The sequence below is a fragment of the Candidatus Electronema sp. JM genome (assembly GCF_048287415.1).
Taxonomy (GTDB): domain Bacteria; phylum Desulfobacterota; class Desulfobulbia; order Desulfobulbales; family Desulfobulbaceae; genus Electronema.
Map to the genome: position 1 here is coordinate 88,420 of NZ_JBLWEN010000027.1, position 26,093 is coordinate 114,512.

General features: G+C 58.8%; 19 protein-coding genes, 2 tRNA genes and 1 pseudogene. 7 read left to right on the plus strand and 15 right to left on the minus strand.

Going from position 1 to position 26,093, the window contains the following annotated elements; genetic code table 11:
* Positions 1 to 2 precede the first annotated feature (2 nt).
* The 6 genes from ACNKH6_RS05660 to ACNKH6_RS05685 are packed head-to-tail and all read right to left on the minus strand — an operon-like array spanning position 3 to position 8,627.
* Complete coding sequence (locus ACNKH6_RS05660) at positions 3 to 521, minus strand: hypothetical protein (protein WP_417914576.1); 519 nt, start codon at positions 519 to 521, stop codon at positions 3 to 5.
* Positions 511 to 1,410 (minus strand): hypothetical protein, encoded by a 900-nt coding sequence (locus tag ACNKH6_RS05665; protein ID WP_417914577.1) that lies wholly within the window; start codon positions 1,408 to 1,410, stop codon positions 511 to 513. The genes ACNKH6_RS05660 and ACNKH6_RS05665 overlap by 11 nt, the downstream gene beginning before the upstream one ends.
* A 22-nt stretch (positions 1,411 to 1,432) precedes the next feature.
* A complete protein-coding gene (locus ACNKH6_RS05670; protein WP_417914578.1) occupies positions 1,433 to 5,806 on the minus strand; it encodes an Hpt domain-containing protein in 4,374 nt (1,457 codons plus the stop codon).
* Between the two features lie 25 nt (positions 5,807 to 5,831).
* Positions 5,832 to 6,392: a chemotaxis protein CheW gene (locus ACNKH6_RS05675; protein ID WP_417914579.1), complete on the minus strand. Its 561-nt coding sequence runs from the start codon at positions 6,390 to 6,392 to the stop codon at positions 5,832 to 5,834.
* Between the two features lie 5 nt (positions 6,393 to 6,397).
* Positions 6,398 to 6,763: a response regulator gene (locus ACNKH6_RS05680; RefSeq protein WP_417914580.1), complete on the minus strand. Its 366-nt coding sequence runs from the start codon at positions 6,761 to 6,763 to the stop codon at positions 6,398 to 6,400.
* A 46-nt stretch (positions 6,764 to 6,809) separates the two neighbouring features.
* Positions 6,810 to 8,627 carry a response regulator gene (locus tag ACNKH6_RS05685; protein WP_417914581.1) on the minus strand — a complete coding sequence of 606 codons (1,818 nt, stop codon included), beginning with the start codon at positions 8,625 to 8,627 and terminating at the stop codon, positions 6,810 to 6,812.
* 176 nt (positions 8,628 to 8,803) lie between these two features.
* On the opposite strand from ACNKH6_RS05685, the gene ACNKH6_RS05690 reads away from it, so the two are divergent.
* From ACNKH6_RS05690 to argS, 4 genes are all read left to right on the plus strand, one after another.
* The gene (locus tag ACNKH6_RS05690; protein WP_417914582.1) at positions 8,804 to 8,998 is read left to right on the plus strand and encodes a hypothetical protein; all 195 of its coding nucleotides are present in this window, start codon (positions 8,804 to 8,806) and stop codon (positions 8,996 to 8,998) included.
* Positions 8,967 to 10,163, plus strand: coding sequence for an NAD-dependent epimerase/dehydratase family protein (locus ACNKH6_RS05695; protein WP_417914583.1), 1,197 nt, complete (start codon positions 8,967 to 8,969; stop codon positions 10,161 to 10,163). The genes ACNKH6_RS05690 and ACNKH6_RS05695 overlap by 32 nt, the downstream gene beginning before the upstream one ends.
* The gene (locus tag ACNKH6_RS05700) at positions 10,150 to 10,914 is read left to right on the plus strand and encodes a lysophospholipid acyltransferase family protein (RefSeq protein ID WP_417914584.1); all 765 of its coding nucleotides are present in this window, start codon (positions 10,150 to 10,152) and stop codon (positions 10,912 to 10,914) included. Before ACNKH6_RS05695 ends, ACNKH6_RS05700 begins: the two co-directional genes overlap by 14 nt.
* 141 nt (positions 10,915 to 11,055) lie before the next feature.
* The gene (argS, locus tag ACNKH6_RS05705; RefSeq protein WP_417914585.1) at positions 11,056 to 12,711 is read left to right on the plus strand and encodes an arginine--tRNA ligase; all 1,656 of its coding nucleotides are present in this window, start codon (positions 11,056 to 11,058) and stop codon (positions 12,709 to 12,711) included.
* Positions 12,712 to 12,771: 60 nt separating this feature from the next.
* Here the strand turns inward: argS and hemB are convergent, their stop codons facing one another.
* Together hemB and ACNKH6_RS05715 are read right to left on the minus strand one after the other, a co-directional pair.
* Positions 12,772 to 13,746, minus strand: coding sequence for a porphobilinogen synthase (gene hemB, locus ACNKH6_RS05710; RefSeq protein ID WP_417914586.1), 975 nt, complete (start codon positions 13,744 to 13,746; stop codon positions 12,772 to 12,774).
* Between the two features lie 119 nt (positions 13,747 to 13,865).
* Positions 13,866 to 14,579, minus strand: coding sequence for a Bax inhibitor-1/YccA family protein (locus ACNKH6_RS05715; protein WP_417914587.1), 714 nt, complete (start codon positions 14,577 to 14,579; stop codon positions 13,866 to 13,868).
* Between the two features lie 103 nt (positions 14,580 to 14,682).
* On the opposite strand from ACNKH6_RS05715, the pseudogene ACNKH6_RS05720 reads away from it, so the two are divergent.
* Positions 14,683 to 15,450, plus strand: a pseudogene (locus tag ACNKH6_RS05720) (P-loop NTPase); the annotation flags it as partial.
* Between the two features lie 183 nt (positions 15,451 to 15,633).
* Complete coding sequence (locus ACNKH6_RS05725; protein ID WP_417914588.1) at positions 15,634 to 16,995, plus strand: nitrogenase component 1; 1,362 nt, start codon at positions 15,634 to 15,636, stop codon at positions 16,993 to 16,995.
* A 252-nt stretch (positions 16,996 to 17,247) separates the two neighbouring features.
* Here ACNKH6_RS05725 and ACNKH6_RS05730 read toward each other — a convergent pair.
* The 4 genes from ACNKH6_RS05730 to ACNKH6_RS05745 form a co-directional block, all read right to left on the minus strand.
* Positions 17,248 to 17,324 (minus strand) — tRNA-Asp (locus ACNKH6_RS05730).
* A gap of 7 nt (positions 17,325 to 17,331) precedes the next feature.
* A tRNA-Val gene (locus tag ACNKH6_RS05735) sits at positions 17,332 to 17,407 on the minus strand.
* Between the two features lie 79 nt (positions 17,408 to 17,486).
* A complete protein-coding gene (lon, locus tag ACNKH6_RS05740) occupies positions 17,487 to 19,898 on the minus strand; it encodes an endopeptidase La (RefSeq protein WP_417914589.1) in 2,412 nt (803 codons plus the stop codon).
* A gap of 210 nt (positions 19,899 to 20,108) precedes the next feature.
* Positions 20,109 to 21,179, minus strand: coding sequence for an AI-2E family transporter (locus ACNKH6_RS05745; RefSeq protein ID WP_417914590.1), 1,071 nt, complete (start codon positions 21,177 to 21,179; stop codon positions 20,109 to 20,111).
* A gap of 72 nt (positions 21,180 to 21,251) precedes the next feature.
* Here ACNKH6_RS05745 and ACNKH6_RS05750 point away from each other — a divergent pair, with 72 nt between their 5' ends.
* Entirely contained in the window at positions 21,252 to 22,073 is an 822-nt protein-coding gene (locus ACNKH6_RS05750; RefSeq protein WP_417914591.1) for a glycosyltransferase family 2 protein, read from the plus strand.
* Between the two features lie 214 nt (positions 22,074 to 22,287).
* Here ACNKH6_RS05750 and ACNKH6_RS05755 read toward each other — a convergent pair whose 3' ends face one another.
* The 3 genes from ACNKH6_RS05755 to ACNKH6_RS05765 all read right to left on the minus strand — a co-directional run bounded on the left by ACNKH6_RS05755 (position 22,288) and on the right by ACNKH6_RS05765 (position 26,041).
* Entirely contained in the window at positions 22,288 to 22,572 is a 285-nt protein-coding gene (locus ACNKH6_RS05755; RefSeq protein WP_417914592.1) for a hypothetical protein, read from the minus strand.
* A gap of 199 nt (positions 22,573 to 22,771) precedes the next feature.
* The gene (locus ACNKH6_RS05760) at positions 22,772 to 24,532 is read right to left on the minus strand and encodes a hypothetical protein (protein WP_417914593.1); all 1,761 of its coding nucleotides are present in this window, start codon (positions 24,530 to 24,532) and stop codon (positions 22,772 to 22,774) included.
* A 174-nt stretch (positions 24,533 to 24,706) separates the two neighbouring features.
* The gene (locus tag ACNKH6_RS05765) at positions 24,707 to 26,041 is read right to left on the minus strand and encodes a hypothetical protein (protein WP_417914594.1); all 1,335 of its coding nucleotides are present in this window, start codon (positions 26,039 to 26,041) and stop codon (positions 24,707 to 24,709) included.
* Positions 26,042 to 26,093: the final 52 nt, after the last annotated feature.

The following is a 26,093-nucleotide window of genomic DNA, read 5'->3' on the forward strand; positions in this document are numbered from 1 at the left end:
GGTCAGACCGCAGGCGGTTCAAACAGTTGATCAGCCGCCGGACAGAGCGCGGGCAGCAGGTCGGGCACGATCAGCAGGCTGTCCTCATGCGTGAAAACGCCTCGGACTAAGGCCGGAGCAAGACCGTTTTCTTCAGCCGAGGCAGGAACGCACTGGGCGGGCAGCTCGCGGGCGGCGATTTGGCCGGGCACCCGGAGCAGGCAGCGCAGAAGCTGTCTGCCGCCGTCTTCCGCTGCGACTGCCGCCCGCAGCACCAGATACAGATGCCGTCCAAAGACGTGATCGAAGCCATAGAGATTAGCCGCGTCAAAGACCGGCAGGGCCTGCTGCCGCCAGACCGAAAGGCCGAGCAGCCAATGCGGGGCAAAAGGCAGCGGCTGCACGGTCACTTCCGCTTCCAGCAGCACCTCTTCAGCCTGCCGGGCCGCAAAAAGCAGGGTCGGCTCCTTGCCGAAGGCTCCGGCCATGCGCACGGCCACTGCTTTCCGGTCCGCCCGTTTTTTTTCTTTCTCACCCAGCATGTCTGTCACCCGGCAGGCGGCGGCCTGAGCTTTTTCCGCTTTCTTTGCAGCGAAGGACGATCTGATCAATTAAATATTGAATGATATTCTTGCTCAGTCCCTGCTCAACCACCATATCTGCCAATTCAGGCGGCAGCTCCTCAATGCCGAAGCGCAGCTCTTCGCCGCCGCTGCGGCTCTGCTTGAAACGGGCGACTGTCCAGCTCATCACCTGCTTGAAGATTTCCTCATCAATAGTTGAGGATTTTTTCTTGCCGGAGTCGGCTGCGGCCAGCAATTCTTGATCTTGAGCATTTCCGCCGCAAGCCGCCGCAGGTCCTTCCGCACGTGAGGCAACCGGCCCTTCTTCTTCCGGCTCATCCAGCTCTTCTTCGGCAATCGGTGCCGCAGCCGTTTGCTGTTCTGCCGGGAAGAACGGATCGTCTTCCTCAATGTTCATTTCAGGCTCAGATGGCGCCGCCGTTTCTTCTGGCTCTTCCGCCAGCAGGCCGATGCCCTTGCCTAATGCCTCAGCGACTGGGATAATTTGCGCCGGATTCAGCAGCAGCACCGGCGTGTCGCCCCAAAGCGTCACCTGCGGACAAAGCCGGGCGGCCAAGCGCGGACAGGCTGGCGGCAGCGGGCCAGGCGGATTGATGACCTCGGCTTCGTCCACAATCCGGTCAACCAGCAGGCAGAACGGCTCGTGCTGGCCGCGTAGCTCCAAGCAAATTGTGTCCGGTGGCACTGCGCCGCCCGGCTGCCGCGACAGCAGCGCGCCAAGCTGAAAAATCTTCTCTCCGGCCTTGCGCCGCTGCGCCGCCTCAGCCCAAGCAGAGCGGGCAAGCACCGCCTCAGCATTGATGCCGAGCAGGAACTTGCCCCCTTGCACCACACAGATCATGTTCATTGTTCGGAGCCAGATAAGCGGTTCATTCGTGCAGCTCCGCCAGCATCTGCCCGGAGGTCATGCTGCGAATCAGTTCAATGGCCTCATCTTCCTTGAACGGCTTGGTCATGAAACCGCGTGCGCCAAGCTGGGAAGCCTTCTCGCGGTATTTGTCCGCGCTGCGCGAGGTGAGCATGACCACCGGAATGTCGTGCAATTCGGGCTGGCTTTGCAGGGCCTGGAGCACCTCGAAGCCGTTCATGCGCGGCATCTCCACATCCAGCAGCACCAAGTCGGGCTTCTCCTCGCGGATGCGCTCCAAGGCCTCAATGCCGTTGCGGGCGACGGTCGGCTGCCAGCCCTGCTGAAGCAGGAAGTTGGAGACCACCTTGCGCACGCTGATTGAGTCGTCCACCACCAGCACTTGCAGCGGTTTTTCCACAACTTGCTCGGCAAGGGCCTCTTCAATTGCCGGCGCAGCCAGCTCGGCCCATTTTTGCAGCAAATCGTCGGTCTGGATGATCGGCACCAAGCTGCCGTCGCCCATAATCGTCACGCCTGCAATGCAGGGCACGGTGTGCAGATGGCTGCCCAAGTCCTTGAAAACAATGTCGCGCTGGCCGATGATCTGCTCGCAGAGCAAGGCGGCCTGCCTGCTGCCCGCATGAATGATCAACACCGCCAGCTCGCTTTCCGGCGGAGTCTCGCCAACCGCGCCAAGATGAAAGCCGGGAATAGCCGCCGGATTGAGCAGGGGCATCCGTCCGCCGCTGGCGGTCTCGTACTCGCTGCTGACAAGCTCCTCTGGCCGCACCCGCGCCGCGCTGCTGATGTCGTGCATCGGCACTGCGTAAATTTGCCCGGCCAGCCGGACTAAAACCGCATGCAGCTGGGCCACGGCAACTGGCAGGCGGATGAGCAGCTCCAGCCCTCCCTGCCCCCGCGCCGAGGCAATTTCTATCGAGCCGTTGAGCAGCTCGACCGCGTCGCGCACCACGTCCATGCCCACGCCGCGTCCGGCGATATTGCTGATCGAACCCGCGCTGGAGAAGCCGTGCCGGAAAATCAGCGCGGCCAGCTTCTCGTCGTTCATGCTGCCGACGCGCTCCAGCGGATAGAGCTTCATGCCTTTGGCGCGGATCGCTTCGTAGTCAAGACCCTTGCCGTCGTCCTTGATCCGCAGCGAGAACTGGCCGCCGCGCCGCTCGGCTTTGATCTGCACGGTGAGCTGCCGATCCGGGCTGCCGCCGTGCGCCACCGAGTTGCGGAGGATGTGCATCAGCGCGTCAGCCATGGTGTCCCAGACGCGGGTGTCCATCATGATCGACTCGCCTTCCAAAACGAGCTGGGCCGGATGGCCGGTGCTGCGCTCGGCCTCGCGCACGGTGCGGTGCATCCGGGCGGAAAGCACCGAAAGCGGGGTCATGCGCAGGCCGATCATTTTATTCTGAATGTCTTTCAGAACCCGCGCCTGCCGCTCAACCGTCTTCTGCCAGGCGACGTTTTCCAGCGCGCTCTGGGCCATGATTGAGTCGAGGTCGCTGACCGCCTCGCTCAAGGAGCGGATGAGGATGTTCAGCTCGGAGTAGCGGTCCATCTCCAGTGGATCAAAGTCCTCGGTCAGACCGCCGCCCGCCTCGCCCGCGCCGCGCAGATACGGAATGGTGGCCAGCTCGTAGCCCGCCTCCAAGCTGTGGTTGATGCTCTTCAGGCGCTGAAGGATCATGCCCAGCTCGTTGAGGGTGCCGCCCATCGCCGCCATTGAGGCTTCAAAGCTGCTCAGGTTGATGACCATGTCGCCGCTGAGGCCGACCACCTGGTCAATCTTGCCGATCTCTACGCGCAAGGTGTTGACCCGCCGCACCCCGCTTGGCTGCTGCGGCTCATTGGCCGGAACCGGCGGCGCAGGTGCCGCTTCGGCTGCGGTTTCTTTCTGCGCTGGCGGAGCTTCAGAAACAATTTCCGGCTCTGGCAGCCTCTCAGCAGGCGCAGGAGGCAATTCAACGGCCTCTCCCGCCATGACGCTGCGGAAGCGGGCTGCGACCGCCGCCTTTTTCTCGACAAGCTCTTGGGCCGGATGTTCGGTGATTTTCACCAGCAGGTCTGCGCCGTCTTGCATGGCCGCGACTGCCTGCGGCCCCAGTGTTGGCGATTCGTCGTGCAGCCAGTCGAGGAAATCCTCGAACTCGTGCCCCCACGCCGCCACTGGTTCAATGCCGATCACCGCCGCCGCGCCTTTCAAGGTATGCACCGAGCGGCGCAGCGAGTGCAGCTTGTCGCGCAGCGGCTCAGACAGGGCTGTCCCGCCGTCGGTTGTTTGCGCCGCCAGCAGCCTGAGCTGCTGGTCAATATTTTCGAGATGCTCGGCAGCCTCCTCGGTGAAGCAGGCCATCAGCTCTGGATCAACCGCCTCTGTCCCGCTTGCCTCAGTTTTGGGAGAAGCGGCTGCTGGTTCCGGGAGGAAAATTTCTTCGGCAGGCGCAGCGGCAGCCGGAAACAGCTCATCAAGCAGCGGCTCGTCCGGCGGCGGTTCTTCAGCAAAAAAAACGTCCGCCTCTGCGGCGGAAGGCAGGTCAGCCGTCTCCGGCTGCGCAGCAGAGGCGGACACAGCGGGTGCCACTTCCGCGACAGGCGAAGGCGGCGCAGTCATGATGTGCTGGAAACGGGCGGCAAGCTCCTGCTGCCGGGCAGCGACTGGGGTGTTGGGCTGCTCGGAAATCCGGGCGAGCAGGTCCGCGCCGTCCTGCATGGCGGCCACCGCATTCGCCCCTATCGTCGGCGATTCGTCGTGCAGCCAATCGAGGAAATCCTCGAATTGATGGCCCCACGCTGCCACCGGCTTGATGCCGATCACCGCCGCCGCGCCCTTCAGCGTGTGCACCGAGCGGCGCAGCGAGTGCAAATTTTCGCGCAACGGCTCAGAAAGCTCGGTCTCCTTGCTGGCAACTGCGGCGATGTGCTTGAGCTGAAGATCAATGTTCTCCAGATGCTCGGCGGTTTCTTCCGCAAAGCATTCCAGCAGTTCTGGATCAATGGCCGCCAGTGTGTCAGCAACAGGCTCTTCCGCCGCAGGAGAAGCAGACGGCGGCGCGGCAGCAAACAAACTTTCGTCCGCAGACGTTGCGGGCGGAAAAAGGCTGTCGTCGCTGGCTTCAGTCTCGTTCGGTGCAACCGCAGAAAAAAGTTCCTCGAACAGAGGTTCCTCTGGCGGCTGCCCGGCGAAGAGGTCTTCTTCCGCAGGAACGGCCTGCTCCGACGCGGCAGCCTCCGCAAAAAACAAGTCGCTGGCCGCTTCAGGCTCTTCTTCAGCCTCTGCAAACAGCTCCTCAAAAAGCGGCGGGGCAGCACTGGGTTTTTCCGCGAAAAAGTCATCCTCTGCGGCGGACAGCTCTTCCGTCGGCGGCGTGTCTGCCGCGTCTTCAGCCGGAACAGCACAGCCTGCGGCTCTAATCTGGGCAAACTGCTCCGCCGCCGCCCGCTGCTCCTCGGCAGGAGCGCAGGCTGGGTCTTCAGCCAGCACGGCCAGCAGATCGCAGCCATCTTGCGCAGCGGCCACCGCCTGCGGCGACAAAGCCTGGGCCTCGTCGTGCAGCCAGTCGAGGAAATCTTCAACCACACGGCCCCACGCGGCCACGGACTCAATGCCGATCACCGCCGCCGCCCCTTTCAGGGTATGCACCGAGCGGCGCAGCAGATGCAGGCTTTCGCGCAGCTCGTCTGAAAGCGGAGTTTCGCCCTGCACTGCGGTCCGCAGCCGCTTCAGCTGAAGGCGGATATTTTCCAGATGCTCGTCGGTCTCTTCAGCAAAGCATTCCAGCAGCTCTGGATCAACAGCATAACTTGGCGCGACTGGCTGTTCCTCGTGTTCTTCACAGGTTTCACTGAGAAACAACTCATCAGCCGCCGTCGCCGCAGATGCGCTGTCCGTCACCGAGAGCAGCTGATCAAGGATGCCAGCGATTGAATCGTCTGTTCCTTCGCTTTCGCTGTCCGGCTGCGGTGTTCTTTCAAGCTGCCTTTCCTCCTCTGGCGGCGCGGGCAGGCGGCCTTTGGCGGCAAACGCGGCCCGTGTCTCTTGATGCAGACTGTCGCTGCCCTCCTCGCCCACGCTGCGCAGGGTGCAGAAGGCATCAATCCGCTGCGCGGTGTCGCTGAACAGGCTGATCAGCACCTCATCCATGCGCAGGCCAGACTCCAGCACCTGCTCCATGATTTGTTCAAGCAAGGCACCGGTTTTGCTCAAATCATCAAAACCGACCATCGCCGCCGCGCCCTTGATGGTGTGGACAATGCGGTGCAGCTCCTCTGCCGCCGTCCGGTCGCCCGAATCATTCTTCAGGGCATGGAGACAGCCGCGCAGCTCCGGCAAATAGCCTTCCACCTCGCTCAGGAATTCAGCCGCGATGCTTTCGTCCATCTGCCTGCTCCGTGGTTGAGGGAGTTCATTGCAGCCTGAGAGCGGCGAGCAGCTTGCCGCTGTTGAACAAATCCAGTCCGTTCTCGCCGTTTTCAGCCATAAACAGGGCGGGGCCGGCAAGAAAATCAGCCGGAACAGCCGCCGCCGCGCTGACGGCCAGCCCCTCCTTTCTGTACAGCAGACGGGTGCCGGTGATTTTATCCACCACCGCTGCTGTTTTCATGCCACCCTCGTGCAGGATGACGGCTGTCCGGCTTTTTTTGGCACTTTTTCCAGCAAGCTGAAAAAAGACTGCAAGATTGGTGACTGAAACAATCTCGCCGCGAATATTCGTCACCCCTTCCGTCCAATCCGGGAGAAAGGGCAGCGGGCGCACGGTCTCCAGCTCGCCGACTTCCAGAACTTGAGAGAGCGGCACGGCCAGATGCTGCCCGGCCAGCGTGAAACAGAGATGCCTGCCGATCTCCTCCGCTGTTTGCGCCGCGCTGGAAATACCGGATTGGAGCTGCTCATCACGCAGCTCTGCGGCGATCTCCTGATCAATGGCGGAGAGCAGGGCGGCCAGATCGGACTGGACGGAAGCCATCTGGCTCAGGCGAGCAGGCCGGTGACGGCGTTGAGCAGCTCCGCCGCGTCAAAGGGCTTGGTCAGGTAAACATTTGCACCCTGCTTCTTGCCCCAGAACTCGTCGGATTTTTGGTTCTTGCTGGTCAGCATGATGATCGGAATTCCTTCGGTCGCAGGCTCGGATTTGATCGTCCGGCAGGCCTGGAAGCCGTTCATCTTCGGCATGACCACATCAAGAATAATCAAATCCGGCTTCTCCGACTTCGCCTTGGCCACGCCTTCCTCGCCGTCAACCCCTGTGACAATGGCATAGTCCTTGCCGTTGAACACATCGGTGATCAGCTTCAGTTCGGTGGGGCTGTCGTCAACGATCAGCAGTTTTTTTGCCATAATTCTTCCTTTTTTTTGACATTAAGAGGTGACTGGGGGCCGCCTTTCAGCCCTGCGCCGATTCTGACGACGCATTTTTATCCAAAATGGAACTGACCACGCTGATCAGCTCCGCCGGCTTGAAAGGCTTGGTCAGGTAGGCACTGGCGGCAGAGAGATGGCCTTTGACCTTGTCTATAATTCCGTTCTTGCTGGTCAGCATGACCACAGGAATATCTTTGGTCTCGCCATTTTTTTTGAGAATGGAGAGAATTTTGTAGCCGTCAATTTTCGGCAGCATGATGTCCAGCAGCACCATGTCGGGCCGGTCGTCATTGAGCTTGCTCAGAGCCTCCACGCCGTCCACCGCCTCAATGACCCGGAAGCCGCCGCTTTGCAGCGTCATCTTGACCACCTTGCGAGTGGTGGGGCTGTCCTCGACAACCAGAATTGTCCGCTTGTTGGCCTGGTTGTCAATGATCTGCTTTTCTTTTTTGACCTCAGGCCGCTGGCCGCGCTCCTCCATCTTCTGGCTGGCGGCGATGTGCTCGACAATCTGCGAAACTTGATTGGCCACCTTCTGATGGCGGCTGTCCACCTGAATGATCGGCATCAGCAGATCAAAGTAGGTCAGAGCCTTGTCGAAATCGTTCAGATTCAGATAGGCCGCCCCAGCGTAGAAAAGAATTTTCGGATTGACTTCAGCGGCCAGCACCCGTTCAAAACGCATGACCGCCTGGCGGATCAGCCGCTGTTCAACAGCGCAGATATCGAGCTTGGCCAAAGAAGACGACTCGGTCAGCAGGCTGGCCTTGCAGAAGGCGCAGCCCGTCGCTTGCGGCTCCAGCGGGGCGTAGCAGAACGGACAGCGGCTGACTTTCAGGTCCGCTGTCGCGCCCGCGCTGCCGAGCAGCCGGGCTTTCTCCACATCTTCAAGCACATCCGCGTCTTCCGGCTCCAAGCGGTAGGCTTCAGCCAAAGCGGCTTTGATTTTCTTCGGCTCCGTCACCGCCCGCGAGAGCCAGAGCCAGCCTTGCGCATTCTGGCGATTATCTTTAACAAAGGCCATCAGCGACTTCTGAGCCTGAGCGAATTCCAGCCGCTCGCAAAGCCGGATGCCCTCGTCAAGCAGCTTCTGCTGCTGCGGCTCTTGGTCTTCCTCCTCGCCGCACTGATGATCTTTTTGTATCATCGCGTTGATGAGCAGATTCTGGTTGCTCTTATGCACCCGCCGGACAAGATTTTTGCTGTCCAGGAGGCTGCTGCTGACCTGCACGCCCTCCATGCTCAGGAGTTTGAGAGCGGCCTCCTCACCAACCAGCTTGCCGCAGACCGCATCATGAATCGTGCCCTGCACCAGATACAGGCAGCCCCGGTATTCCTTGCAGTTCCGCTCGATGCACTGGTTGATGTCGCGGTGATCGCTTGACTTGTGGACATCAAGGCGGCAGGTGGTGCCTTCGGTCTCCATGAGCTGAACGATGCCGACCACTGAAAATTCGCCGAGACCGCCTTTTTTCGGCTGGGTTTTCAGGCCGCGCAAAATCGCCTCAGCCAGCTCCTGCGCCATGACCGGCTTTTTAAAAATCTGCAAGGCCTTGCCTTCCAGCCGCTCCTGCAGCTCCGGCAGCTCGTAGGAGGTCATGACGATGCAGGGGATGTCCCCATGCTTGTCATGAATCTGGGCAAGGAGCTGGAAGCCGTCGCCGCCCGGCATGACCAGATCGGTAATGATCAGGGATATTTCTTCGCGCTCTAAAACCGCGACCGCGCCTTTGACATCGTAAGCATGGACCAGCTCAAAAATGCCGCTGTATTTGCTCAGCGTGGTGTTGATCAGCTCGTGAACTACCTCGTCGTCGTCAACCAGCAATACTTTTTTCATGAGCATTCCTTGCACGTTGCCCGCAGATGCCGCACGGCCTGAACAGTAAGAGGCTGCGCTTCTCTCCCCCGGGAGATTTCCGGCCAAGAAATTCATCCATCTTAATTAGAGCGGGGCTGTTTTGTCAAAAGATATTTCGTCCGGGGTGCTGATAAAAATGCTGTTTGCAAAACAAAATGAGAATGATTCTCAACAAGGCTTGTTTTCTGCCTGCAACATTGCGCACCGCCTTTGTTCCGGCAGTTTTCCTGCCTTTGCTTGGAAAAAAGATGATTTTTGCGAAAAAACATGCTAAAGGAGTAAGCACCTATCCGACACAGCAGCTTCATCCACGACGATATGGCTCAGGCGCCCTCACAAAAGAAACGTAGTCTCGGTGTGCTGATCGGCGGCTCCGGCCTGATCGGCGGCACCCTCGCATATTATTTCAAGACCCAAGCTCCGGATGATTTCGACATCCGCGCCCCCAGTTCAAAGAAGCTGTCCGTCCGCAACGCGCAGGACATCATCACCTATCTCAAGCGGGCTAAACCGGATTTTGTCATCAACGCGGCAATGGCCTCGCTGGACTCAGACGCGCAGCTCGCTTTTGAGGTCAACTACCTTGGCAGCGTCAATCTGGCGCGGGCCTGCTGCGCCTTGAACATCCCGTACATTCATTTCAGCTCCGCCGCCGTCCTGCCGCACGGCGAGAACTTAGCCGAAGGAGATCAGCTGCCGCTGACCTCCAATCTGAGCAACTACGCCAAATCCAAGCTGATGGCCGAGCTGACTTTGGAGCACATGATGCGGCATCATGGGCTGGACTGCACCATCATCCGCGTTTCCATCGTGTACGGCGAGCACGATCACAAAATTCAAGGTTTCCACCGCCTGCTCTTCGCCATCGCCGACGAGGCTGTGCCATTCCTCTTCACCAAGCGCGGGGTGAAGCACTCCTACACCAACGCGGCGAAGATTCCGCATTTTGTCCACCACGTCCTCCTGAACCGCAAGGAGTTCTCCGGCCAGACGTACCATTTCGCCGACCCAGAGCCAGTAGCCTTGGACGATTTGATTCTGACCATCCGGGCTTATTTGGAGGTCAAGCTGCCGCGTGAAATTTATGTGCCCTATCCCTTGGTCATCACTGGAAAATTCTTCTTGGAGCGGGTGGCTGGCGTGCTGAACTGGTTCGGCATCACCGCCCGCCTGCCGCCGGAGTACATGTTTCTTAAAAATGTCTATCAGTCCCAGACTGTTGCGACCGAGAAGCTGCGCCGCTCCAGCTACGTTGATCCAGCCCCGGACGAGGACATTTATACCCGCCTGCCGAAATTGGTTATCTACTACCTGACCCGCTGGGCGCATCTCAACCTGATCACCCGCTTCCGCGACCAGTTCGTCGGCAACGAGCTGGCCAACGATTTCATCCGGCATCCTGACGAGCTGCTCGGCAGCATTCATGCCGATTCCCTCACGCCGTGGTACTCCCTGCTGCAAACGGACGAGCTGACGGCGGAAGCAAGCTCCGAGCCTGCCGATGACGATTCCTGAACGTGACCTCATGTCTCTACTGCAATTTTTGCGCGGCCTTCTGGCCCTGCTCACTATTCCGCCGTTGACCGCCGTCGTCTGTCTTGGCGCGATAGCTGACGTGCGCTGGTTCCGCAAATCCAAGGCCAAGGCGCAGTTTTTTCCGCGCACTTGGGGGCGGCTGCTCTGCCGGATCGCCAATATCCGGGTGCGGGTCGAGGGCGGCGACGATTTAGATCCGGCCAAACCCTACATTTTCATCGGCAACCATTGCAGCATGGCCGATATCATGGCCTTTTCCGGCTACATCCGGCATGACTACCGCTGGATCGCCAAGAAGGAGCTGTTCAAAATACCTGTTTTCGGCGCGGCAATGCGGGCGGTGGATTACATTCCCATTGACCGCTCGCACGGCAGGGAGGCGGTGCGGAGCCTCAATGACGCGGCCCAGCGCATCGCCGAAGGCAGCTCGGTCATTCTCTTCCCGGAAGGCACGCGCAGCTTGGACGGACGCTTGCAGCCGTTCAAAACCGGCGCGGTGATGCTGGCGGTCAAGGCCGGGGTGGAATTGGTGCCGGTGGGCTTCAACGGCACGCATCAGGCGCTGCCCAAGGGGAAGCTGCTCTCACGGGGCGGCGAAGTGGTGCTGCGCATCGGCCAGCCGCTGCCGACAGCAGGCTTCAAAGCCAAGGACAAGCAGGAACTGGCCGCGCTTCTTCATCAGCGGGTGGCCGAGCTGCTGGATGCCTGTCATCTGCCGCTGGCGGAGTAAGCGTTGTTTACGGAACAACGCCGAATTCTGTCAAGGGAAACTTCCTGCCCACAGGCCGGAAAACCCTTGCGCTTTCACCGGGCGGCGGGTAGATAGATGCCATCCATCAAAACAATGCCACGACACCAACGAACATTCCTCATGATCCGAACACGACTGAAAAACCTTCTTGACCACTGCTTCGAGCAGGGCGTGGAGCAGCAGCTCTGGTCTGCCGCCGCTGCCGGTTGCTACAATTTGGAAACGCCCAAGCACGAGGGCCAGGGCGATTTCGCCACCAATTTCGCCATGATCGTCGCGGGCAAGGAGCGGCACAAGCCCCGTGAGGTCGCCGAGCAGATAGCCACGCTGCTCCGGCAGGAAGCCGCCCTGCTTGACAAGGTGGAAATCGCCGGGCCGGGCTTTGTCAACCTCTTCCTCAACCCGGCGGTCTGGAGTTCCGCGCTCGCGCCGATTGCGGAGCAGGGCGAGCAATTCGGCCTCAGCACTGCGGGCAAGGGCATGAAGGTGATGGTGGAGTTTGTCAGCGCCAACCCCACCGGCCCGCTCACGGTCGGGCATGGCCGCAACGCGGTGCTCGGCGACAGCCTTGCCCGCCTGCTGGCCGCGATTGGCGGCGATGTAACCCGCGAATATTACTTCAACGACGCGGGGCGGCAGATGCGCGTCCTCGGCGCGTCGCTCAAAGCGCGTTATCTCGAAAAGCTCGGCCTGCCGAATGAATTCCCGGAAGACGGCTATCAGGGCGGCTACATGTACGACATCGCCCAGACGATGATTGACGAGGCGGGCGACGGTTTCAAGGACGCGGAGCTGGACATCTTCCGCAAGCGGGCGCAGGAGGCGATTTTTGCTGACATTGACGCGACCCTGAAGCGCATCGGCATCGTCTTCGATTCCTACTATAACGAGCACAGCCTCTACGAAAACGGCCTGATTGAGGACGTGGTGGCCGAGCTGCGGGCGAAAGGGCTGGTCTATGAGCAGGAGGGCGCGACCTGGTTCAAGACCAGCGCGTTCGGCCAGGCGCAGGACCGGGTGATCATCAAGAACACCGGCGAGCCGACCTACCGCCTGCCGGACATCGCCTATCACCGCGAGAAGTTCCGGCGCGGCTTTGAGAAAATGGTCAATGTGTTCGGCTCAGACCACATCGCCACCGTGCCGGATGTGCTGGCCGGAGTTGAGGCGCTCGGCTACGACAAATCCAAGGTGCAGGTGGTCATGCACCAGTTTGTCACCCTGATGCGCGGCGGCAAGCAGGTGAAAATGTCCACCCGCAAGGCTTCCTTCATTACGGTGGACGAGCTGGTGGACGAGGTGGGCACCGACGCGCTGCGCTTCTTCTTCCTGATGCGCAAGGCCGATGCCCAATTAGAGTTTGATCTGGAGCTGGCCAAGGCGCAGAGCCAGGAAAATCCGGTCTATTATGTGCAATACGCCCACGCCCGGCTTTGCTCCATCGAGCGGCTGGCGGAAGAGCGCGGCATTGCCCTGCCAGAGCCTGTCAGCACGGACTTGAGCCTGCTCAAGGAGGCGGAGGAATATCAGCTCCTCAAGACCTTAGCCGCTTATCCGGGCTTGGTCGTGGACGCGGCCAACGATCTGGCCCCGCACCGGGTCATCTTCTTCCTGATGGAGCTGGCCGGTCAGTTCCATTCCTTCTACAACAAGCACAAGGTGATGACCGACGATCCGCAGCTCACAGCAGCGCGGCTATGCCTCTGCCGAGGCATCAAGACGGTGCTGGGGAATGGGCTGCGGTTAGTTGGGGTGAGTGCGCCGGAGAGAATGTGAACGCAGACGGGCGAGGCAGACAACTACGCTGCCTCGCCCGCCGTCGAAATTTAGCGGTTTCTAACCCCGCAGCAGCTTCGCCATGTCTTTGGCGAAATACGTCAGGATGATGTCCGCGCCGGCCCGCCTGATCGAAAGCAGCGTTTCGGCCATGACCCGCTGCTCGTCAATCCAGCCTTTGGCCGCCGCAGCCTTGATCATCGCGTATTCCCCGCTGACGTGATAAGCCGCGATAGGTAGGTCGAATTCGTCATGCAGGCGGCTGATGATGTCCAAATACGCCACCGCCGGTTTGACCATCAGAATGTCCGCGCCCTCGTCCACATCTAATGTAGCCTCGCGCAGTGCCTCGCGGCTGTTGGCCGGGTCCATCTGATAGCTGCGGCGGTCGCCGAACTGCGGTGCGCAATCAGCGGCATCGCGGAAGGGGCCGTAGAAGGCTGAGGCGTATTTCACCGCGTAGGACATTATCGGCACGTTGTGGTAATCATTCTCGTCCAGCGTGCTGCGGATTTCGCTCACCCGCCCGTCCATCATATCTGACGGTGCGACCATGTCCGCCCCGGCTTGGGCATGAGAAAGCGCGGTCTTGGCGAGAATCTCCAAGGTTGCGTCGTTGTCCACCTCCTTGCCAACCAAGCAGCCGCAGTGGCCGTGGTCGGTGTATTCGCAGAGACAAACATCCGTGATGACGGTGATATCCGGCGCGGTGTTCTTCAGCTCCTTGATCGCCTGCTGAACGATGCCGTTCTTGGCATGTGCGCCGGAGCCGACCGCGTCCTTTTTCTCCGGCAGGCCAAAAAGAATCACCGACCGCACACCGGCATCCAAGCAGTCCTTGGCCTCTTTCTTGAGCTGATCCACAGTCTGGCGGAACACGCCGGGCATGGAGGAGACCTCCTCCTTTTTGCCTTTGCCGGGCATGACAAAGAGCGGATAAACAAGCTGCTCCGGGGCCAGCCGGGTTTCGCGGATCATGGCGCGGAAGTTCTCATTCTGCCGCATCCGGCGGGGACGGTATTCGGGAAAGACCATGTTGATGCGCTCCAAGCAGTGGGTTGCGGAAAAGAAGCCTGCGGCCAAGCGCAGGAGGACGGTGTCAAAATAAAACCGGCCCGCAGGCCGGTCGTGCTCAAGCGGGATGAAGGCTGCGCTCAGTCGCGGCTGCCGCCGAAGAAGCGGAGGAGCATCAGGAAGAGGTTGATGAAGTCCAAGTACAGGGCCAGTGCGCCGATGACCGCGCCTTTCTGCACCGCCTCTCCGCCTTGGTTCATGATGCCCTGCCCGCCCATCTCTTTGATCTTCTGCACATCGTAGGCGGTGAGGCCGACGAAGACCAGCACGCCGATCAGGGAAATCATCCAGTGGATCATTGGGCTGGCCAAGAAGATATTGACGATGGAGGCAATGATGATGCCGATCAGGCCCATGAACATGAATGCGCCCAGCCCGGCGAGGTCGCGTTTTGTCACCAAGCCATAGACCGACATGGCCAAGAACATCGCGGCGGTGATCACGAAGGTGCCAGCGATGGACGCGCCGCTGTAAACGAGGAAAATTACCGACAGCGTCAGGCCGTTAAGGAAGGCGTAGCCGAAAAACAGGAAGGCGGCGGTGGAGGCCTTGATTTTTTCAATCCGGGCGGAGAGGTAGAAAACTAATCCCAGCTCAACCAAGACCAAGGGCAGGAATAGCGGGCGGAGTGTGTAGAACAAGCCCGTGCTCGCGGTCAGCCAGGCGACTATGCCGGTCAGGCCCAAACCTGCGGCCATCCAGTTGAAGACCTTGGCCAAAAAGACGGTTGAGGCTTCCTGCCGCGCTTTGGCGGCAGGCAGTGCGCCAGTTGCGTAGTTGTATTTTGTTTCCATGTACAGCCCTCCTTGTGAAAATGGGTTGCGGATGATGCGCTTCCGTGTTTTTATCTCAGAATAATAGTAACCACTCTGCTGAGGCAGGGCAAGGGAATCAGGAGGGACGACAGTGAAAATCGCAGTGAGCGGCAAAGGCGGGGTGGGCAAGACCACCATCATGGCCCTGCTGGCCGGAGAGCTGAGACGGCAGGGGCGCGAGGTTTTGGTGATTGACGCGGATCCCAGCCCGCACATGGCCCAGACTTTGGGCATAGCCGGGTCGGGAGATGTTCGGCCCATTGCCGAGATGGGCAAGCTGCTGGCCGAACGGGCGGGCAAAAGCGCAGGCTCGCCCTTCTACAATCTCAACCCGGAAGTGAACGATCTGCTGCGCGATTTCATGCTGGAGCAGGACGGCCTGCGCCTGATGATCCTCGGCGCGGTGCAGACAGCGGAAGGCGGCTGCGCCTGCCCGGAAAACCATGTCCTGCGCAAAATGCTGAAAAAAATGCTCCTCACAGCCAAGGAAGTTGTGCTGGTGGACATGGAGGCCGGAGTTGAGCATCTGGGGCGCGGCACGGTGGCCGGGGCCGACTGTCTGCTGATCGTGGTCATTCCCTCAAAATCCGGGGTGCGCACCGCCTTAAAAATCAAGCAGATGGCAAAGGATGTCGGGATTCCCCGCATCTTCTTTGTCGGCAATTTGGTGCAGTCCGAGGCGGACCGCGCTTTCCTCTGCGCCGAGCTGGGCGAGGAGCCTGCCGCTTTTTTCCCGGATTCCGCTGTGCTGCGCCAGACCGAGCGGGCGGGCCAGCCGGTGCTGGCTGTCCGCGAAGGGCTGGAGGATGCACCCCGGCTGTTGCTGGAAAAAATCTTGGCCGCAGCCTGAGCGTCAGAATGCTGCAAAAATGCAAAGCGCATCCTTTTTTTGTCAGCAAGCTGACATTCTTTTCCGCCGCCCCTGCCGCGCGCAGATATTCAATTGCCTGAAAAATCAGGATTAGCGGCGAAGCTGCTCCTTGGCACAAGGGTTGCAACACCCATTGTGCCAATCTTTTTTCAAGGAGCCATCATGAGCAAGCCGCATCCCGACTACATCTCGACCACCAACGCCTGCAAGCTGTGCAGGCCGCTGGGAGCCTGTTTAGCCTTCAAGGGCATTGAGGGCGCGGTGCCGTATCTGCACGGCTCGCAGGGCTGCGCCACCTACATGCGCCGCTACATCATCAGCCATTACAACGAGCCAATAGACATCGCCTCGTCCTCGCTGTCGGAGAAGAACGCCATCTATGGCGGCGGGCCGAACCTCAAGCTGGGCCTGACCAACGTGGCCGCGAAATACCGGCCTGCGCTGATCGGCATCGCCACCACCTGTCTGACCGAAACCATCGGCGACGACGTGGTCCGCTATCTTCTCGAATACGCCAAGGACACCGAAGGCTCGGAAGGGCTGCCGGAGTTCGTCCATGTCGCCACGCCGAGCTACGCGGGCACACATATGGAGGGCTTTCACGGCGCGGTGCGGGCGGTGATCGAGCAGCGGGCCAAGGGCGGGCCGCGCAGCGAGACGGTCAATCTGCTGCCCGGCTTTGTCTCCTCGGCGGATTACCGCCTGCTCAAGGAGATCATGGAGGATTTCGGCCTCAACTGCACCATGCTGCCTGATCTCTCCGAGACCATGGACGGCCCTGCCCTGCTTGAATATGAAAAGATCGCCAAAGGCGGCACACCCTTGGCGGCCATTGACGCGATGGGCCGCAGCCGGGCGACCATCGAGTTTGGCCGCACCCTGAACGACAAACTGAGCGGCGGCCTGGCCTTGAAGGAGAAATTCAGCGGCAGCCATTACCGGCTTGGTCTGCCTGTCGGCATCGGCGAGACCGACCGCTTTTTCGAGCTGCTTTTCAGCCTGAGCGACCTGCCCATTCCTGATAAATACCGCAAGGAGCGTGGCCGCTTGGTGGATGCCTACGTGGACGGCCACAAGTATGTCTTCGGCAAGAAGGCCGTCATCTACGGCGAAGAGGATTTGGTTGTCGGCCTGACCGCCTTCTTGGCGGAAATCGGCATCGTGCCGGTGCTCTGCGCCTCCGGCGGCACATCAGGCAAGCTGGCCGCAGCGATTGCCGAAGTCACGGGCGACATCCTCGCCTCGCCGCCGCAGGTGCATGAGGGCGCGGACTTCTTTGATATTGCAGAAATTGCCGAAAGCCTTGCGCCGGATTTGATTGTCGGCCACTCGAAAGGCTATCCGCTGGCCCGCAAGCTGAACATTCCGCTCATCCGGGTCGGTTTCCCGATTCACGACCGCGTCGGCGGCCAGCGTATTCTCCATCTCGGCTACAGCGGCGCACAGCAGCTTTTTGACACCGTCACCAACGCGCTGATCGCCAAAAAACAGGACGATTCCCCAGTCGGCTACTCATACATGTAATTTTGGGCGGCAGAAATTTAACTTCTGCCGTCACTTGAAGTTACCCGTGAATGCTTCCGAATTATTCAGATATAGCCAAGCAACCTAATGTGCAACCCTTTATGGAGTAACCAGTCTATAAAGAGCAAAAGGAGCACGGTTACAGGTCAACTTAAGGAAATTAAGAATATTTTTTCATCTTGGCTTACCGCCATTGATGGCGAAAAAGAAAAAGGGAGTTAGAATATTTCTATTCTAACTCCCTGATCTTCCTGGCGGGGCCGACCGGGCTCGAACCGGCGACCTCCGGCGTGACAGGCCGGCATTCTAACCGACTGAACTACGACCCCGGAAATTTGGTGGGCGAAACAGGGATCGAACCTGTGACCCTCGGCTTGTAAGGCCGATGCTCTCCCAGCTGAGCTATTCGCCCGCACCAAATGGTGCACACTATTTACCAGAATCCGCGCCGCCCGTCAATTAAAAAAAAACAAAGACGGCAAAAAACGCGCTCAAGCGTGCTGCGCCGGAACTGCGGCAGGCACGGTGATGAGTGCAGGCGGCACTGTCATGTTCAAGGGCGTATCGTGGAACAGCTCCTCGCCTTCGCGCAGGAGCAGGGCGCGGCTGAGGACTTCATCCACGTGCTCGGCCAAGGTGATGTCCAAGCTGCCGCGCACTTTTTCCGGCACCTCCTCCAGATCGCGCTTGTTCTCCTTGGGGATGATCACGCGGACGATGCCGCCCCGGCGGGCCGCGAGCAGCTTCTCGGTCAGGCCGCCGATGGGCAGCACCCGGCCCCGCAGGGTGATTTCCCCGGTCATGGCAAGCTGGCGGTCAACCGGCACTTTGAGCAAAGCAGAAACCAGCGAAGTGGCGATAGTGATGCCTGCGGACGGCCCGTCTTTAGGAATCGCCCCTTCCGGCACGTGCACGTGAATATCCAATTTCTGATAAAAACCGGGATCAAGACCCAGCCGCACGGCCCGCGAGCGCACGTAAGCCAAGGCGGCCTGCGCCGATTCCTGCATCACCTCGCCCAGTTTGCCGGTGATGGTCAGCTTGCCGGTGCCGGGCATGAGGGCGGTTTCAATTTGCAGCAGCTCGCCGCCGACCTCCGTCCAGGCCAGGCCGGTCACCATGCCGATTTCATCCTCTTTTTCCGCCAGACCGTAGCGGTGCTTGGGCGCGCCAAGATATTCAGCCACCGACGCGGCAGTGAGCTGATATTGCCGCTCCGGTTCCTTCTTTTTTAGGCGGTCGCGGGCCACTTTGCGGCAGACCGAGGCTACTGTCCGCTCCAGATCGCGCACCCCAGCCTCGCGGGTGTAGCGGCGGATGATTTCCATTGCCGCCTCTTGGGTGAAGTCAATGTCGCCGGGCGCAAAGCCGTTGCGCTCCATCTGCTTGGGCGCGAGATACTCCTGGGCGATGCGCAACTTCTCCTCCTCGGTGTAGCCGCTCAGGCGGATGATCTCCATCCGGTCCTGCAAGGGCAGCGGAATGGCGTGGAGATTGTTGGCTGTGGCGATGAAGAAAACCTCGGAGAGATCGTAATCCAGATCTAAATAATGGTCGTTGAACGCGCTGTTCTGCTCCGGGTCAAGCACCTCCAGCAGGGCGGCGGAAGGATCGCCCCGAAAATCCATGCTCATCTTGTCCACCTCGTCAAGACAGAAGACCGGATTGATCACCTCGGCCCGCTGCATGGCGTGGATGATCTTGCCCGGCATGGCCCCGATGTAGGTGCGGCGATGACCGCGAATCTCCGCCTCGTCGCGCACCCCGCCGAGCGAAAGGCGGACAAATTTTCGGTTCATCGCTCTGGCGATGGACTTGCAGATTGAGGTCTTGCCCACGCCGGGCGGGCCGACAAGGCAGATGATCGGCCCGCGTATCTTCTCCACCTGCGCCTGCACGGCCAAATATTCGAGGATGCGCTCTTTGGCCTTTTTCAAGCCGTGATGATCCTCATCCAAGATGCGCTCGGCCTCCTCAATGTCAATCTTGGCCTCGCTTTTCTCGTGCCACGGCAGATTGATGATCACATCCAAATAATTGCGCACCACCGTGCTTTCAGCGGACATCGGCGGCATGGCCTTGAGCTTGTTCAGCTCCTTCATCGCCTTTTCCCGCGCCGCCTCCGGCAGGTCTTTTTTTTCTAAAGCCTCCTGCAACTCGCTGTGATCGTCGGGGACATGCCCCATCTCCTGCTGGATTTCCTTGACCTTCTCGCCGAGATAGTAGTTGCGCTGATTGTCGGCCAGCCGCTTGCGCACCTTGGTCTCGATGGATTTCTCCAGCTCGTCCAGCTCAAGTTCCCGGCACAGCAGCTCAATCAGGCGGCGCAGGCGGTCCGGCAGAGACAGGCTTTCCAGCAGCTCCTGCTTGTCCGCCGCCGGAAGCTGAACATGGGCGCAGAGCAGGTCGGCCAGCCGGGCTGGGTTTTCCATCACTGCCGCAACCTTGACAATCTCCGCCGGAATTTTCTGGCGGCCCGCCTTGACGTACTGGTCAAAGGTGCGGCGCAGTTCGCGGCTGTAGGCGGGCAGCTCCGCATTGTCGGCATCGGTGTCAGGCCGTTCGGCCAGATCGGCGCGGAGAAAGTCGCTCAACTCGATGTAGGCGGCGGCGGCGGCCCGGCGTTTGCCTTCCACCAATGCCTTGATGGTGCCATCCGGCAGACGAAGAAGCTGAATGACCGTCGCCAGCACGCCGAAGCGGTGGAGGTCAGCAGCCTGCGGCTCATCGACACCCGCGTCTTTCTGCGCGACGATGAAAATCAGCGAACGCTGCTCCATCGCGTGCTCCAAGGCGCGGATGGAATGCTTGCGGCCAACAACCAGCGGGGCGATCATGCCGGGAAAGAGGACGATGTCCCGCAGCGGCATGACCGGATAACGAACGAGATTAAATTCAGACATAAAACTATATCAAGATAAGTTGGAATAATCTTGTTGAGTTTGCACTGTAAAATTCAACACAACAGGCGGAAACAGTGACTTGCGAATTATCAATGATAATAAAATGCAATCATGGATATTTGCTATTGAACCGCATTTGAAAATATTTAAAATCCGTATTTTTTCTTGCAAGCCCGAAACTGCTGCCTAAGGCTGCACTTCGCCACAACGCTACGCCTCCGGCAACGGCTTGTATTCTCGGAAATAGATTTCGGTCAAGGTGAGAAAGGCGGTGACGATCAGCGGGCCGTAGATGATGCCCAGCACGCCAAAGACTGACATGCCTCCAAGGATGGCCAGCAGCACCAGCAAGGTGTGCATTTTGATTTGACTGCCCACAAAGTTGGTTTTAAAAAGATATTCAACCAAGAAGAAGATGATGGCGTAAAAGATGCAGACGGCGACGGCCTTGCCCGGCGAGCCGTTCAGAAAGAGCAATGCGGCGGCAGGCAGCAGCACTGCGCCGACTCCGACTATGGGTAAAAACGCCAAGATAGCCATGACCCCGCCCCAGAGAATCGGTGAGCTGATGCCGAGCAGCGCAAAAAAAATGCCGCCTGCCACGCCCTGAATCGCGCCGCTGATGCCGTTGCCAACCAGAATCACTCCGGCGATTTCTTGGAATTTATTCAGCAGCAACGTGTTCTGCTCATCGGTGAGCGGCGAGAGGCGGATCAGGAAGCGGATCAGCCCGTCTATTTCGATCAGCAGAAAATAAATGATCAGGATCAGGAAAGCGAACTGGGCGACAAAGCTCATGATGTTAGCCGCCCACGATGAGGCCTTGCCATAGACGAAGAGGCCAGCGTTTTTACTCAGATCGGCTAGCAGATTGGTCAAATCTGCTGGCTGGAAGTTGATATGCAGCTCTTTCAGCAGATTCTGCGTCTGCGCCACCCACTTGCTGTCTTGAATGGCCTGCTGAATTTTCAAGAGCAAGTTGCTGTCACGCCCTATTTGATATATATTCAAAGCTTCTGAGGACAGGGCGGTGAGACAGAAGGTCAGCGGGACAAAGATGATCAACGCGACCAAGACGCAGGTCAAGCAGGAAGCCATCCACGGCGAGACCCAGCGGCACAGCCAGCAATACACTGGCCGGAAGATGCCGGAGAGCAAAAAAGCGAGAATGAGCAGCTGCCAGAAGGGCGCCAGCACCAAGCCCAGCAGCAGAATGGAAATAAGGAAGGCGGCGGCGAAATATTTGGACTGGCTGCTGCGGTCTGCGCTGTCGGTTGGCATGGTGATCTTAGAAAGGGGAAAAACAGTGTCGCTGCGGAAAGATTCTGCCAGATTTGCGCGGTGTCGGCAAGCATGAAAACCGCCGCCGTCATCGTAACCCACAACTCGCAGGCCGTGCTGGGCCGCTGTCTTGCCGCTTTGGCCGCGCAGACCGCGCCGCCGGTACTGACTGCGCTGATTGACTCCGGCTCAGAGGACAGCAGTTATGTGCGGGTGCACTGCCAACAACCCGGTTTTGTCGTCCACTTTGCCGAGAACATCGGTTTCAGCCGGGCCAACAACATCGGCTGGCAGGCGGTGCGGCAGGAGGCGGAGGCGGTGCTCTTTCTCAACCCGGACGCTTTTCCTGCCCCAAAGAGCTTGGAGCTGGCCTGCGCATTTCTTGCAGAAAATCCGACGGTCGGCTGTGTCGGCGGCAGACTGCTTGGCTTTGACGCAGCGACAGGCCAGCCAACCGGCCTGCTGGACTCCACCGGCGTGTTCAGGAACTGGCATGGCCGCTGGCACGACCGCGACCAAGGCCAGCCCGACTGCGGCCAGCGCAGCCAGCGCGAAGAGGTTCCGGCCGTCTGCGGCGCATTTCTGCTCGCCCGCCGCACTGCGCTGGAACAGACCGCCTTGTCCGGTGATGCAGTCTTTGATCCAGCTTTTTTTCTCTATAAAGAGGACATTGAGCTTTGCCTGCGGCTGCGGCGGGCAGGCTGGAAGACAGCCTATCTGCCTGAAGCTGCGGCCCATCACTGCCGAGGCTGGCAGCAAAACCGCAAAGCCATGCCCGCCTGGCTGCGCCTGACTGCGGCGCACAACGAAGTGCTGCTCTACCGCAGGCATCCCTCTCCGTACATCCTCTGGGCCTTGCTGAAATATGCGGCTGTCCGCTGGTTAAGAATATGAGTTACGCAGTTGCATAAAGATTAACTGTCGCAAGGGTATAAATTGGCTTTGCCAAATAAGCCCGGACAGCATTGCGGACAATTGAAATCTTTGCCTCATGATTGCGCCGCGCTCTTTCTGAACGCGCCTGACAACGCTCAACACCGCAAAATTGTTTGATGCCGCGATGAGCATGTCTCAATCACCAAGCTCAGTTCGGCATATTTGAGACGCATCATGTCATTCTCATATTTACCCAGCATTCAAAGTCACTAGCTGAAAGAATGGCTGAATTTGAGATTTGCACAACTTGCATGCCATGTGTCGAACAAGACACCACTCTGGCGTGAATCCTCGCTCCGCAGCTTTTTTCATGACTGCCGGAGAAGAAAGCGGCGGCAGTCAGAGCTGCGGTCATGACCTCAGCCATGCTCATCGCGCATTGCGGGTCATCGCGCCAGCCCTCAGAGATTAAAAAATCATCGCATAAACAGTGAAATGTTGTGATCTTGAGTCTCATGCTCTCCTCCGTGTGCGGTTATATTCGTGCTGGACAGCAGAAATATACCACATGCGGGGAAGCATGGATTTTTCAAGAGTTACAGGTCACAACTTGTTTTTTTAAGAATTGCACATTAGGTGCTCCCTGTCTATCCCCCTTTGACTTCGCTCAAAGGCCTTGGGCCTGGCCGCTGCAAGCTCCTTGAGCGGAGCCGCCCTCACGGTTCCTGATACTTCGGACAGCTTCTCTGCGGATCATAGTTCCTATACGCCGGATCGTCATAGCCCTTGTGGCAGGGCAGACAGAGACCGACCCGCAGGATGCGGCGCAGCTCCTCGGCGTTGAAGGGCCGCAGATCGGGCCGGGAGCCGTGCTGGAGCTGCTGGCCGTCTATGGTGACAAAGGCATCCAAGGGCACAGTGCGGCCTTGCAGGGTCTCCACGCCCTGATCCACCGGATAGAACGCCCACTTGCCGTCCTTCTTCGTCACCGTGCCTTGTCCTAAGCCGACGGTCTTGGTGGAGGCATGGCAGTCGGCGCAGGAGCGGCCTTCCCGCTGCGTGGTGTGCGGGTTGATCTTCGCCATGGTGAAACGGTTGAAGCCGCCCTCGACCTTGCCTTCTTTGTTGATCAGCGTCACCACGTCCTGACAGCCTGGTGTGACAATCACCACCTTGTCCTTCCACACCGCCAGCATGGGCTGCTCATAGCGGATGTAGGAGCGGCCCTCCTGCCACCAGCCCTGCGTCTCTTGCAGCTTCAGCTTGTCGAGGTCAGTCTCGCGCAGGTCGCGCTTGACGTGGCAGCCATAGCACTGCGGCACCCAGGTGGCGTGGCAGGATTCGCAGGAGAGCCGCTGATGGCCGGGATAGGCGCAGGCATCCTGCTTGGGCGGGCGCAGCGGGCGGACTTGGCCGTCATTGCGGCCCGTGAGGACGAATGCGCCGTCCTTGCCCTTGCTGATGTTGGTGACAGCGCGGCCCTTGCGGGTGAGGCCGGGCTTGTCCGTATGGCAGCCCTTGCAGCTGATCTCCAACTGCTCCTCGTAATGCACATATTGGGTGCCGTCGCCCATGATCTCGTCGCGGGTGTGGCAGTCTATGCAGGACATGCCTTTGCGGTGATGCACGTCATCGGCGATCTCCAAGTAGAAGCGACCGCCGGGCAGCTTCTTCGAGGAGGGCTGGCCTTTCTCGAAGGGCGTGCCGTAGCCTTCGCCCTCGAACAGGCCGGTGTAGGAGATGCCGATGCGGCCGGAGCGGTTGTGGCAGCGGATGCAGTTCTCGTCCGGCACCTTCTTGCTGATCTGCGGATGCGGCTTCTTGCCCTGCTCCTGCTTCTCCTCAAAGGAGGTGACCGTGGTGCGCACATCGCCCTTGGCCGGGATGTAGTGACAGGCCGAGCAGCCGCCACCTTTCTCGTTGAAGAACTTGGGTGCGCCGGGCAGATCGTTCTTCTGCTTCCAGAGATGGCAGGTGGCGCAGAGCTTGCGGAAGTAGTCCAAGGCCAGCGAGGTCTCGCCGCTTTGCAGGAGCTGCTCCACGGTGATGTCAGCGTGCTGGGTGTCGCGCTCGCCCCAGTAGTGCAGCAAGGTGGAGAGGATGCCCCGGTTGGTGGCCATCAGCGAGTTCTTCACCTTCTTCACGTCCGCCGGGTGACAGCCTTCCTTGCCGCAGCTTTGCTCGACCACGCGCAGGTCGCCGGGATTAAGCACCATGCCCTTGTGCGCCTTTGCCTTGTCGATGGCCTTCGCGTCGCCGAGATGGCAGGGCGAGCAGCCGATCATCGTGGCGGCATGAGCAGGATCGGGCTGCTCGTCCTTGTGGCAGGACAGGCACATCTCTAAGAATCCGGCGGTGGTGACTTCAATCTGCGCAGGCCGCTCGGCCTGCTGCTCCTGATAGACTAAATAGCCAACCAAGGCAAGCACAGCAAAGGCGGCGGCAAGGATGGAAAAGGTGTTGCGGGGCGCGGGCATAGGCTGTCGCAGGGGAAAGTGAGTGGATGACTGGCCCCACTATACCCCCTGCCTGCTCGGTTTGGCAACTGCGGACAGCTTGGCGTGGTGAGATGAAACTGCGCATTAAACAGGCAGGAAATACGATAAGCACCGCTGCGCCTTGAGAGACGCAGCGGAAATCCAAGGAAGGGGTTATGGAGTTTCTTCTGGCAGTGCCTGGATGCAGCGGACGCTAAGGCCATGAGCATGAGCAGAACCGGTGCTTGATGCGCTGGAAGCACTACTATCCTTGAACGCTAAAAGGTATGAAGCGTTCGATCCTGGAACAGCAGTGTCGCTCCAATAACCACCATAGCTTCCAGTATAAACGATAGAACCAGCTTGATAAGTACGCAATCCTCCCATAACAAACTTTAATGGGGAAGAAAAAGCACCGGCAGCGTCATTAGAACTCCAAGAAAGTCGTTCGTCCTCAAGCTCTTCTGCTGTAGGTATTCTGAATCCTTTAGGACATGGATTGTTTATTCCGTTAGCCCCCTGCCAAAGGTTGAAGTTTGGTGGATTCATCCAGTTATATGTAGATGTCATAATAAAATCTCCATGCCCCGGCACATCAGTGGAACTCAGCGTGGTCGTCGTTCCGCTTGTCCGCTTCTCATGTCCGTCCGTCAATCTGCCCCATTGGTACAAATCGCCATAAGCCTCCGCATCTGTTGAGCTGGTGGCTGCCCGTGAAGCACCGAGGTTTCTGTCCATCCACACTCGGCCTGTCAAAGAAGTTACTGTTGGCACCTCTGGAATATACTCGAACTTCTTGACAATCACCTCGGCATCATTGCCACGAGACAGTTTGTGCCCCTTGTACAGCCAGAAATTCATGTGAACCGGCATTGGGTTCTGCGGAATATACGTTTCATATTGCGCTGGCGCATAAGTCCACTCGTGAAGAATATTGTCGTCACCCTGCTGACTGCGGAACGCAACGGAATCGCTTTTCCACACAAACTGATGTGTGCTGATATATGGTTCTTGAAGACTGAAGCTGAACGTCTCAGTTTCGTTTTGATATTGCAGATACTCAACTGCCGGATAAACTCCGAAATTGCCGTTGTTATAGCCTATCTTTGACCATTGTGCAATTTCTATGTCAATTTCATTGGTGCCATCCGGACCGATATCCGCAGTTGGGTAGTTAAACAGACCAAGAACTGCATTCTTGTCGAGTTGATCAACGTTTCCGGCAAGCTCCCACTTGTACTGACCGAACCCAAGAGGTTTTAGAGTCTTAACTTCACCACAATACCATTTTCCTTTGATCTTGGTAATCTTGAGATGCAGCTGTCCTGCGGAGTCAACCCATACATTGTCCTCACTCCAATTATTTGGACCTGGCCCCATGCCTTTTCCAGACTTAACAATCCAATCATAGCCAGAAAAACTGATAGTTTTTGCAGTAGAATCTTCAGGGATAACCAATAGCATCCCAATTAACAAAGAAAAAATACCTGTTGATACCTGCCAATTCATGGTGTTTCTCCCTTTTTGAAGAAATTAAAAAATAATTTTTTTCAAAAAAGCA

What these genes read in the sequence shown, in the direction of transcription:
- ACNKH6_RS05695 (WP_417914583.1), top strand. Translation starts at nt 8,967, where the DNA reads ATGGCTCAGGCGCCCTCACAAAAGAAACGTAGTCTCGGTGTGCTGATC.
- ACNKH6_RS05675 (WP_417914579.1), bottom strand. Translation starts at nt 6,392, where the DNA reads ATGGCTTCCGTCCAGTCCGATCTGGCCGCCCTGCTCTCCGCCATTGAT.
- ACNKH6_RS05665 (WP_417914577.1), bottom strand. Translation starts at nt 1,410, where the DNA reads ATGAACATGATCTGTGTGGTGCAAGGGGGCAAGTTCCTGCTCGGCATC.
- ACNKH6_RS05755 (WP_417914592.1), bottom strand. Translation starts at nt 22,572, where the DNA reads ATGAGACTCAAGATCACAACATTTCACTGTTTATGCGATGATTTTTTA.
- ACNKH6_RS05765 (WP_417914594.1), bottom strand. Translation starts at nt 26,041, where the DNA reads ATGAATTGGCAGGTATCAACAGGTATTTTTTCTTTGTTAATTGGGATG.
- ACNKH6_RS05750 (WP_417914591.1), top strand. Translation starts at nt 21,252, where the DNA reads ATGAAAACCGCCGCCGTCATCGTAACCCACAACTCGCAGGCCGTGCTG.
- ACNKH6_RS05685 (WP_417914581.1), bottom strand. Translation starts at nt 8,627, where the DNA reads ATGAAAAAAGTATTGCTGGTTGACGACGACGAGGTAGTTCACGAGCTG.
- argS (WP_417914585.1), top strand. Translation starts at nt 11,056, where the DNA reads ATGATCCGAACACGACTGAAAAACCTTCTTGACCACTGCTTCGAGCAG.
- hemB (WP_417914586.1), bottom strand. Translation starts at nt 13,746, where the DNA reads ATGGTCTTTCCCGAATACCGTCCCCGCCGGATGCGGCAGAATGAGAAC.
- ACNKH6_RS05715 (WP_417914587.1), bottom strand. Translation starts at nt 14,579, where the DNA reads ATGGAAACAAAATACAACTACGCAACTGGCGCACTGCCTGCCGCCAAA.
- ACNKH6_RS05725 (WP_417914588.1), top strand. Translation starts at nt 15,634, where the DNA reads ATGAGCAAGCCGCATCCCGACTACATCTCGACCACCAACGCCTGCAAG.
- ACNKH6_RS05690 (WP_417914582.1), top strand. Translation starts at nt 8,804, where the DNA reads ATGAGAATGATTCTCAACAAGGCTTGTTTTCTGCCTGCAACATTGCGC.
- ACNKH6_RS05745 (WP_417914590.1), bottom strand. Translation starts at nt 21,179, where the DNA reads ATGCCAACCGACAGCGCAGACCGCAGCAGCCAGTCCAAATATTTCGCC.
- ACNKH6_RS05670 (WP_417914578.1), bottom strand. Translation starts at nt 5,806, where the DNA reads ATGGACGAAAGCATCGCGGCTGAATTCCTGAGCGAGGTGGAAGGCTAT.
- ACNKH6_RS05760 (WP_417914593.1), bottom strand. Translation starts at nt 24,532, where the DNA reads ATGCCCGCGCCCCGCAACACCTTTTCCATCCTTGCCGCCGCCTTTGCT.
- ACNKH6_RS05680 (WP_417914580.1), bottom strand. Translation starts at nt 6,763, where the DNA reads ATGGCAAAAAAACTGCTGATCGTTGACGACAGCCCCACCGAACTGAAG.
- lon (WP_417914589.1), bottom strand. Translation starts at nt 19,898, where the DNA reads ATGTCTGAATTTAATCTCGTTCGTTATCCGGTCATGCCGCTGCGGGAC.
- ACNKH6_RS05660 (WP_417914576.1), bottom strand. Translation starts at nt 521, where the DNA reads ATGCTGGGTGAGAAAGAAAAAAAACGGGCGGACCGGAAAGCAGTGGCC.
- ACNKH6_RS05700 (WP_417914584.1), top strand. Translation starts at nt 10,150, where the DNA reads ATGACGATTCCTGAACGTGACCTCATGTCTCTACTGCAATTTTTGCGC.